The organism is Mesorhizobium sp. B2-5-13 (genome assembly GCF_006440535.1).
GTDB classification, from domain to species: domain Bacteria; phylum Pseudomonadota; class Alphaproteobacteria; order Rhizobiales; family Rhizobiaceae; genus Mesorhizobium; species Mesorhizobium salmacidum.
This window is the reverse complement of record NZ_VFUI01000011.1, coordinates 178,424-187,347: the sequence shown is the minus strand read 5'-3', so window position 1 is coordinate 187,347 and position 8,924 is coordinate 178,424. Positions and strand designations below refer to the sequence as shown.

Sequence of the window (8,924 nt, the reverse complement as noted above, 5' to 3'; positions counted from 1 at the left end):
CGAATCATCCCTCTTCATTCCTTACGCACGGAATCACCAACCCGGTTCCGTGCAAAGGCCTCACAAGGGGAGAAGGAAAAGAGGCATTGCCCATTGCCATTTTGTTCCGGTCTGACGATTCTGCTCCCAGGAGCGACCTGATTCGATGCGTGAGATTATTTTCGATACGGAAACCACCGGCCTCGATTCGCGCGACGACCGCGTGATCGAGCTTGGCGGCGTCGAGTTGGTCAATCGTTTTCCGACCGGCAGGACCTTCCATCACTATATCAACCCGCAAGGCCGCGCGATCCACGCCGAGGCGCAGTCCGTGCACGGCATCAGCGCGGCTGACCTCGCGGGCAAGCCGAGCTTCGCCGAAATTGCCGAGGAATGGCTGAAATTCACGGAAGGCGCCAAGCTGGTCGCCCACAACGCCACGTTCGATATCGGCTTCCTCAATGTCGAATTCGGCCGGCTCGGCCACCCCCCTGTCGACAACGGGCTTGTCGTCGACACGCTGGCCCTGGCGCGCCGCAAGCACCCGATGGGTCCCAATTCGCTCGACGCGCTGTGCCGGCGCTACGGCATCGACAACACGAAGCGCACCAAGCACGGCGCCCTGCTCGATTCCGAATTGCTGGCAGAGGTCTATATCGAACTGATCGGCGGCAAGCAGGCGGCGCTGATCCTCGACAGCGCAAGCGCACCGGCGCGGGGCGGCGACAACGTCCGCCAGATCGAGATCATCGTCGCCGAACGGCCGGCGCCACTGCTGCCGCGTCTCACTGAAGCAGAGCGCGCGGCGCATGCAGCCATGGTTGCAACGCTCGGCGACAAGGCGCTGTGGCTGAAAGCCTCCCCCCAGGAAGCAGCCCAGGCGCTGTCCTCATAAAAAAACCGTCCGGCGAGCGGCCTCAGTAGGGCCACTCCCCCCGGCCCAGCGCGGCGACCGCCGCGACGATGCGCGCAAAGGCTTCCGCCGCCGCCGGCACGGTCGTGCGGGCGCGCAGGAAACTGTGCACGAGGCGGGGTTCCTCATCCCACCAGGCCTTGCCGCCGGCGTCCAGGATACGGTCGCGATAGGCCTCGCCGTCCGACGATAGCGGATCGCACTCCGCCGTGATGATCACCGTAGGCGGCAGGCCGGAGAAATCGCGGTCGCGCAACGGCGAGAAGGTCGGATCGTCGGGCGATTGCTTCCTGGCTGACCTGACGTCGCGGTAGAAGGCGGCATCGCCTGTCGACAGCAGCGGCGCGTCAGCGTGTTCGACATAGGAGTCCATCGCCTCGTTGCCGCCGAGATCGGGATAGATCAGCACCTGGCCGATCGCGGCGCGCGGATGGTGACGCATGGCCTGTGCCACCGCCGCCGCCAGGTTGCCGCCGGCACTTTCGCCGCAGAGTACGAGCGGCAGATCGCTTGCAGCCGCCCATTCGAAAGCCGCCAGCGCATCGTCGAAGGCGGCGGGGTGAAGGTGCTCGGGTGCGAGCCGGTAATCGACCGACAGCACGTCGAAGCCGGTGCCGGCGCAGATTTCGGCGCAGATGTCGTCATGGCTTTCGAGCCCGCCGAGGATGAAGCCGCCGCCGTGGAAATAGAGCACCCTCGCACGCGGCGCCGCGCCGGCGAGCTGGTAGCGGCGGACCGGGATGCCATTCTTCGAAGCGGCGATCAGGCTGTCGCTGGCCTTGACCCCGGGTGGACGGCGCTGGTGGAAAGCCCGGCACATCCTGGCATAGACCGCGCGCTGCTTTTCGACCGGCAGGCCGGCGATTTCGGGCGGATACCAAGCGTTGATGCTGTCGATATAGGCCCAAAGTGCCGGATCGAGCCAAGGTCCGTATTTGCCGCGGCTGGTCATTTCACTCCGAGGGGCACGTCAAAGCTCGGCATAGAGGCGGGCGGCGTTTTCAAAGGTGAAGCGCAGGGGTACGGAGCCCTGGACCTGCCAGACGGTGACCGTCTCGCCGGCCAGCAGCCGGCAGGCGCCGTCGGTGTCGGTGACGGCGCCGCCATAGAGCCGATTGGCAAGGTTGAGGATGCCGGTCTGGTGCATGGCCGCGCTGCCGCTGCCGCAGGCATCCTTGACCAGCAGCACGCGAAAGCCCTTCGCCACCGCGTCCTTGACCGACGCGTCGATGCAGGCCTCGGTCCACACGCCAGCGATGACCAGCCATTCGATGCCGGAAGCCTTGAGCCGGGCGCCCGCCGGACCGGAGCGGAAGGCGCTGGCCTCCGCCTTGATCAGCAGCGCCTCGCCATCCGCCGGCGCCACCTCGCGGCAGATTTCGGTCAGCGGGTCGCTCTTGTCGGAAAAGGCCGACTTGCCGTCTTCGCCGACCGGATGAAAGGGCCGGTCCTGGTTGTCGAGATCGACAATATAGGCCCAGTGCTGAAGCGGCACATGGTTCTGCCGCGCCGTCGCCTGCAGGCGCTGCACATTGGCGAGGATGTTTTCGTAGTCCTCGATGAGATAGCGCGGGTCCTGCCGGTGCTCTTCCTGCAGGTCGATGAAGATGGCGGCCACCGTGCCGCGCTTGATCGAGATAGGGGCTTTCATGCGGATGCGCCTGGGCAGCGGTCGGCCAACGCGAGTTGGCGCAGCCGGTGGCGATTGACCGGCGGCTCCTCGTCATCCACGGGGCGAAGCAGGAGCGAAGCTCCGTCGCGGAGACCCCTGGAGCTGCTCCGCAGCCCAAGGGATCCATGCCGTGACGCTGGCCAGAGGGCGGAGCGGGGCAGAATATGGACCGTTGCGACGCTCGGCAGTCCCGGCATGGATCCCTTGGGCTGCGGAGCAGCTCCAGAGGTCTGTGCCGCGTCGCCGCGCGCCTTGCTCCTCCCTAGGATGACGAAGCGATGGGCGTTTGCGCCACCCGAAAAGGCGACGTCACCGAGTGCGGCAGCGGAGGTCAAACCTCTTTCTCCAAAAACTCGTCCTCGTAGGGGAAGCGCGACAGAAGCTCGGTGCCGGTGTCGGTGATCAGGATCTCGTCCTCCAGCTTGACGCCCTCGCGGCCGCCCTTCTCGCCAATATAGCTTTCCACGCTCACCACCATGCCTGGCACGATATGGCCGTCGCGGCCATAGGTCTCGTAATCCATGGCATGCGCGATGAACGGTGTCTCGCCATGCATGCCGACGCCATGCATGACCGAGGTGTAGCGCTGGTCGACGAAGCGGTCCGGAATCTTCCACGCCTTCTCGGCGATTTCGCGGAAGGCCATGCCGGGTTTGACGATCGAAATGTTGTGCTGAACCTGGTCGTGCGCCATGCGGTAGAGCGACTTCTGATAGGGGGTCGGCTTGCCCGGCCCGCAGCGGAAGGTACGCGAGAAGTCCGAGTAATAGCCATAGCAGCCGATCGTGTCGGTATCGAGCGCCAGCAACTCGCCGGGCCTGATCTTGCGGCCGCTGGCCTCGTTGAACCACGGATTGGTGCGCTGGCCCGAGGTCAGCAGCCGGGTCTCGATGAACTCGCCGCCCTGGCGGATAACCTCGCCATACATGATGGCGAACAGCTCGTTTTCGGAAACGCCGGGCTTGATCGCCTCGCGCACCGCATAGACCGCAGCCTCGGCGCCGGCCATCGACACCTGCAGGCATTTCACCTCCTCAGGCGTCTTCACCGCGCGCACGGCCAAAATCTCGCCCTGGCAATCCCGAACCTCGCAGCCGCGCTTTTCAAGCGCCAGGGCCTGCAGATGGCTGCAGCGGTCGAGCCCGAGCTTCATCGAGCCGCCGCCATGCCTCTTCAACAGCTCGGCGATCTCGTCGGCGAACGGACCGGCGGTTTCGTCGTCGCGGCCCGACACGGAAGACCAGACAAGCTTGGAAGGCCGCGCCTCGTCGATCGTGTCGAGCACCATGGAGACATGGTAGCTCTGCGGATATTCGAACAGCACGATCGGCCCGTCGGCCGGAATGAAGAAATAGCGGGTCGAGTTGCGCAGGAAGTAGCCGAACATGTTGCGCGAGCCGGTGGCATAACGCTGGTTATAGGGGTCGAACAGCACCACGCCGCCATAGCCGGCCTCGCGCATCCAGCCGCGCAGTTTCGCCAGTCGGCCTTTGCGCAAGGCGTCGGCATCGATGAAGGACGGTTCCGTATCCGACAGCCACATGCCGCCCGCCGGATCGGCGGCGGCCGGGTGGCGCATGCGGTCCTTGAAGTCGACGTCCTCGGTGCTGTCGGGGTCGAATACGACGATGCTCATGGGGGTGCCTGGCCTGGGGTGGGTTGCAAGGCGTGACCATGGCGCAGCAGGCGCGGAGGGATTGTGCGGAAAACCGCGTGGGTTGTGCGGAATGCCGCTACACCTTAGGCCAGAATCATCAACCAAACGATTGAGTTCGATCTTTAGCTGGCGGCCATCGATTGAACTACTGCTAACCGCCCATTGCGGGCCATGCATCATTCGCGGATACTGGTTGCATAATTGAATTGGCCGGACGAAGCTATGAAGCCACTATTGGCAGCGATGTCCAACGTGATGGCATGTATCTGGAGCTTGTTGACCAAGAAAATCACATAGTCGGTGAGATTTTCCTCTCAGATGTCGATGGGAAGATGACCATAACTTATATCAGGCTGAAGTGCCTGTTGAAGTGGTCCAATGGATGATTACCCGAGCCAACGTTCGCCTGCCACCAATTGATCCTGTTATCCGCTAACAACAGATCGGGAAGAGTGCTGTGCAAACCTTCAGAGAAAGAATGATCGGCAAATCGATCCGCTCCGTTGAGAGGAGCGAGCCGGGGTTCGGGATCAGCGTTCTTTTCTCCGACGGCACTGGGCTTACCGTTTATACAGAAGTGTCGCTGCGCTTGAGTGACGAAGCCGGCGGTTCGTGTATCGAACGCGTTACATCCACCGATGAAAGGATTACGCTCCACTTGGGTGGGGATGACTTCGTCGCGATTTCGATCGACCGCCAAAAACACGATGCCGTCGAGTTGTTCGTCTACCAAGACACAGACGGCACCTTTGTCGTCGAGAACTAAGCGAACCCCTCTCCGCCCCGTTGGCTACAACCAGCAGGTTGAGTTCTAGCCCTAATGCCTCCTCGCCAGCTTCGGCGGATGCCCATGCTCCTCGCGAAACGCCCGGGCAAAGCTCGACATCGAGGCAAAGCCGCAGGCCAGCGCCACGTCGCGCACGGCCAATGTCGAATGCGCCAGCAGGTCGGCGGCGCGCTTCAACCGGAGCCGCCGGTAGTAGCCGTTGGGCGAGATGGCGAGTTCGGAGCGGAAGCTGCGTTCGAGCTTGTCGGACGACACGCCAAGCCGCGCGGTCAGCTCCGCCATGCCGAGCCGTTCCTCCACCGCATCCTCCATGATGGCGATGGCGGACAGCACAAGCTCGTTTTGCACCCCGGTACGCAGGCGCAGCGGCATCAGCTTGCGGTCGACGCTCGATCGCAAGGGACTGTGCACGAACCACTCGGCGACGCCGGCGGCCAGCTCGGCGCCGTAGTCACGGGTGATGATCTCCAGCATCATGTCGAGGCTGCCGACGCCGCCGGCCGAAGTGAAGCGCTTGCGGTCGATGACATAGAGGTCGCGTCTAAGCTCGATGTTGGGGAAGGCTTCGGTGAAGGCCGCCTGGCTGGTCCAGTGCAAGGTGCAGGCATGGCCGTCGAGCAGGCCCGCGCGCGCCAGGAAGAACGCCGCGTCCGCCACCGCGCCGATATGGGCGCCGGCGCGCAGGCTGCGGCGGATCCAGCTCGCCGCGTCCTCCGCCACGAGGTGATCGGCATCGCCTCCCGAGCAGACCACGATGCGGTCGACCTTGGGTGCGGCCTCGGCGTAAAACCCCGGCTGGATGACGACGCCATTGGAAGCCTCGACCGGATCCTGCGTCGCCCCGACGATGATCCAGCGGTAGCATTCCCGCTTCGCCAGTATGTTGGCGGCGCGCAGCGGCTCGATGACGGAGCTGAACGCCATCATCGGAAAGCCGGGGAACACCAGCACCGCGAAGGTGAGGGGTGCGTCTGTGGGTGGTTCGCGCGTGGCCATGGGCGCTACATCTCGGGCGAATGGCGGTTGGGGTCAATTGCCTATCCGAAACGTTGGCGGCGCCAGCTTCTACTATAGCCTCAGCGGAGCCACTCAGCCCTCCAGTGCCTGATCCAGGTCCGCGATAAGATCATCGCCGTCCTCGATGCCCGCCGACAACCGCACCAGCGAATCCGATATGCCGATCTCCGCCCGCTTCCCGGCGGGGATCGAGCCATGCGTCATCAGCGCCGGGTGTTCGATCAGGCTCTCCACCCCGCCGAGGCTTTCGGCCAGCGTGAACAGCTGCGTGCGTTCGAGGAAGCGCTTCGTGCCGGCAAGATCGCGATCGAGCACCGCTGATATCATGCCGCCGAAGGCATGCATCTGCTGGACTGCTATGGCGTGCTGCGGATGGCTGGCAAGGCCGGGATAGATGACGCGGCGCACATCCCTGCGGGCTTCCAGCCATTGCGCGATTTTCAGGCCGTTGGCGCAATGGCGCTCCATCCTGAGCGCCAGGGTCTTCAAACCGCGCAGCGCCAGGAAACTGTCGAACGGACCCGATATGGCGCCGATGGCGTTCTGCAGGAATTTCAGCCGGTCGGCGAGATCCTTGTTGTCGCCGACGACAGCGACACCGCCGACCATGTCGGAATGGCCGTTCAGATATTTGGTCGTCGAGTGGACCACGATGTCGATGCCGAGCTCCAGCGGCCGCTGGATATAGGGGCTGCAGAAGGTGTTGTCGGCGACCGACAATATCCCCTTGCGCCTGGCGAGCGCCGCGACGCCTTCGAGGTCGACGATGCGCAGCAGTGGATTGGTCGGCGTCTCGACCCACAGCATCTTGGTCTCCGGCCGGATCGCCGCCTCGACCGCCGCAAGGTCGGTGAAGTCGACGAAGCTCACCTGCAGATTGGCCGAGCGCTTGCGCACCCGCTCCATCAGCCGGAACGAGCCGCCATAGATGTCGTCGGTGGCGACGATATGGGCGCCGGAATCGAGCAGTTCCAGCACGGTGGCGATCGACGCCAGGCCGGAAGCAAAAGCGAAGGCTGCCGAGCCGCTTTCCAGGTCCGCCACGGCGCGCTCGAAGGCGAAGCGCGTCGGGTTCTGGCTGCGGGCATATTCGAACCCCTTGTGCACGCCGGGCGATTGCTGGCCGTAGGTCGAGGTGGCGTAGATCGGCACCATCACAGCACCTGTCAGCGGATCGTGGCTCTGGCCGCCATGGATGGTGCGGGTGGAGAAGGCCAGACGGTTCTTGCCGGATGTGGTCATTTTGCGCGGCGCCTCAGATGGTTGATCAGGTCGATACGGGTAATCAGGCCGACGAACTCGTCGCCGTCGAAGATGATAGCGACCTCGTTGCGGTCGAACACCGGCAGCAGCGCGTCCAGCGTCTGGCTGGCCTGCAGCGTGTGCAGGTTGGAGGTCATGGCCGTTCTCACCGGGCCGCTGAAGCGCTCCCAGCGTCTGTCATAGGGCCCGTCGACATGGGCCAGGATGTCGCTTTCGTCGACGATGCCGACCAGCTTGCCATTGTCGAGCACCGGCAGTTGCGAGACGTCGGAGCGGCGCATGCGGCCATAGGCGTTGAGCAGGCTTTCGTCCGGGCCGACATAGACCGTATCGCCGGTGCGGTGGGTGCGCATGACGAGGTCGCGCAGGTCGCCATGCTGCTCGTGTTCGGCCAGCCCCTGCTCGGCCAGCCAGAAATCGTCGAACACTTTTGACAGGTACTTGTTGCCGCTGTCGCAGACGAAGGTGACGACGCGCTTGGGCATCGTCTGTTCGCGGCAATAGCGCAAGGCCGTCGACAGCAGCGTGCCGGAGGAAGAGCCGGCCAGGATGCCTTCCCGGGACAACAGATCCCGCACGGCCAGCATGCTCTGCTTGTCCGTGATGGAATAGGCTTTCCTGACCAGCGACAAGTCGGCGTTGGGCGGCACGAAATCCTCACCGATGCCTTCGACGGTCCAGCTTCCCGCCTCTTCCATCTTGCCGGTCTTGATCAGCGGCGCCAGCACCGAGCCGACCGGATCGGCCAGTACCATCTCCGTCTTCGGCGACGCCTTGGCGAAAAAGCGGCCAAGCCCGGTCAGCGTGCCGCCCGAGCCGACGCCGACCACCACCGCGTCGACATCACCGTCAAGCTGCGCGAAAATCTCCGGGCCGGTGGTCGTCTCATGCGCCAGCGGGTTGGCCGGGTTGGCGAACTGGTTGGCATAGAAGGCGCCGGGCAGTTCAGCAGCGATCTTCTCCGCCATGTCCTGGTAATATTCGGCATGACCCTTGCCGACATCGGAGCGCGTCATGTGCACTTCGGCGCCGAGCGCGCGCAGATGCTGGATCTTTTCGCGCGACATCTTGTCTGGAACCACCAGGATGATGCGGTAGCCCTTGGGGATGCCGACCTGGGCGAGGCCAAGGCCGGTATTGCCGGCGGTCGCCTCGACGATGGAGCCGCCGGGCTTCAGCCTGCCATCCTTCTCGGCCGCCGCGATCATCGACAGCGCTATGCGGTCCTTGATCGAGCCGCCCGGATTCTGGCTCTCGAGCTTGATGAACAGCCGGCATTTTCCCGTGTCGAACTTGGTCAGCTCGACGATGGGCGTCTGGCCAATGAGATCGAGCACCGACGCATAGGGCGGGCGCAGGCGGGATGTTGCGGTGTCCGACGGGGCGCTGTCGGCAGTGGCTTTTCTGTGCTCGTTCATGTCGGAGCCTCCATGGATCAACCTAGCGTCTTTTCCAGCCGATCGCAGTTGGAAAGAAGATAGATCGTGCCAATCCGGCGGCCAGACGGGGAATGAAATTCCAGCGGCCCATCAGGGCGAAGCGGTGCGATGCCGGATCGAGACGCCGGCGGGACGGCGCCCCCCTTAACGCCCAAGCGCCGCGCCCTCAGGCCCGTTCAACGAACCATCTCGTTCGT

At 64.1% G+C, this 8,924-nt stretch carries 8 protein-coding genes; 2 read left to right on the top strand and 6 right to left on the bottom strand.

From position 1 onward, the window contains the following. The first annotated feature begins 145 nt into the window (after window positions 1-145). Window positions 146-874, top strand: coding sequence for a DNA polymerase III subunit epsilon (dnaQ, locus tag FJ434_RS19640; RefSeq protein WP_140715786.1), 729 nt, complete (start codon window positions 146-148; stop codon window positions 872-874). Between the two features lie 22 nt (window positions 875-896). On the opposite strand, the gene FJ434_RS19635 is transcribed toward dnaQ, so the two are convergent. The 3 genes from FJ434_RS19635 to FJ434_RS19625 form a co-directional block, all read right to left on the bottom strand. Next, entirely contained in the window at window positions 897-1,844 is a 948-nt protein-coding gene (locus FJ434_RS19635) for an alpha/beta hydrolase (RefSeq protein WP_140749761.1), read from the bottom strand. A gap of 18 nt (window positions 1,845-1,862) precedes the next feature. After that, entirely contained in the window at window positions 1,863-2,543 is a 681-nt protein-coding gene (locus tag FJ434_RS19630) for an isochorismatase family protein (protein ID WP_140749764.1), read from the bottom strand. Window positions 2,544-2,895: 352 nt separating this feature from the next. Next, window positions 2,896-4,200, bottom strand: coding sequence for a Xaa-Pro peptidase family protein (locus FJ434_RS19625; protein ID WP_140715780.1), 1,305 nt, complete (start codon window positions 4,198-4,200; stop codon window positions 2,896-2,898). 499 nt (window positions 4,201-4,699) lie between these two features. On the opposite strand from FJ434_RS19625, the gene FJ434_RS19620 reads away from it, so the two are divergent. After that, complete coding sequence (locus tag FJ434_RS19620) at window positions 4,700-4,987, top strand: hypothetical protein (protein ID WP_140507164.1); 288 nt, start codon at window positions 4,700-4,702, stop codon at window positions 4,985-4,987. Between the two features lie 51 nt (window positions 4,988-5,038). Here FJ434_RS19620 and FJ434_RS19615 read toward each other — a convergent pair whose 3' ends face one another. From FJ434_RS19615 to FJ434_RS19605, 3 genes are all read right to left on the bottom strand, one after another. Beyond that, complete coding sequence (locus FJ434_RS19615; protein ID WP_140507162.1) at window positions 5,039-6,004, bottom strand: GlxA family transcriptional regulator; 966 nt, start codon at window positions 6,002-6,004, stop codon at window positions 5,039-5,041. A gap of 93 nt (window positions 6,005-6,097) precedes the next feature. Then, the gene (locus FJ434_RS19610) at window positions 6,098-7,267 is read right to left on the bottom strand and encodes a PLP-dependent aspartate aminotransferase family protein (RefSeq protein ID WP_140749767.1); all 1,170 of its coding nucleotides are present in this window, start codon (window positions 7,265-7,267) and stop codon (window positions 6,098-6,100) included. Continuing rightward, window positions 7,264-8,706 carry a pyridoxal-phosphate dependent enzyme gene (locus FJ434_RS19605; protein WP_140749770.1) on the bottom strand — a complete coding sequence of 481 codons (1,443 nt, stop codon included), beginning with the start codon at window positions 8,704-8,706 and terminating at the stop codon, window positions 7,264-7,266. Before FJ434_RS19605 ends, FJ434_RS19610 begins: the two co-directional genes overlap by 4 nt. Between the last annotated feature and the right edge of the window lie 218 nt (window positions 8,707-8,924).

Coding starts and splice junctions, on each gene's coding strand:
- dnaQ (WP_140715786.1), top strand. CDS start 146: ATGCGTGAGATTATTTTCGATACGGAAACCACCGGCCTCGATTCGCGC.
- FJ434_RS19635 (WP_140749761.1), bottom strand. CDS start 1,844: ATGACCAGCCGCGGCAAATACGGACCTTGGCTCGATCCGGCACTTTGG.
- FJ434_RS19630 (WP_140749764.1), bottom strand. CDS start 2,543: ATGAAAGCCCCTATCTCGATCAAGCGCGGCACGGTGGCCGCCATCTTC.
- FJ434_RS19625 (WP_140715780.1), bottom strand. CDS start 4,200: ATGAGCATCGTCGTATTCGACCCCGACAGCACCGAGGACGTCGACTTC.
- FJ434_RS19620 (WP_140507164.1), top strand. CDS start 4,700: ATGATCGGCAAATCGATCCGCTCCGTTGAGAGGAGCGAGCCGGGGTTC.
- FJ434_RS19615 (WP_140507162.1), bottom strand. CDS start 6,004: ATGGCCACGCGCGAACCACCCACAGACGCACCCCTCACCTTCGCGGTG.
- FJ434_RS19610 (WP_140749767.1), bottom strand. CDS start 7,267: ATGACCACATCCGGCAAGAACCGTCTGGCCTTCTCCACCCGCACCATC.
- FJ434_RS19605 (WP_140749770.1), bottom strand. CDS start 8,706: ATGAACGAGCACAGAAAAGCCACTGCCGACAGCGCCCCGTCGGACACC.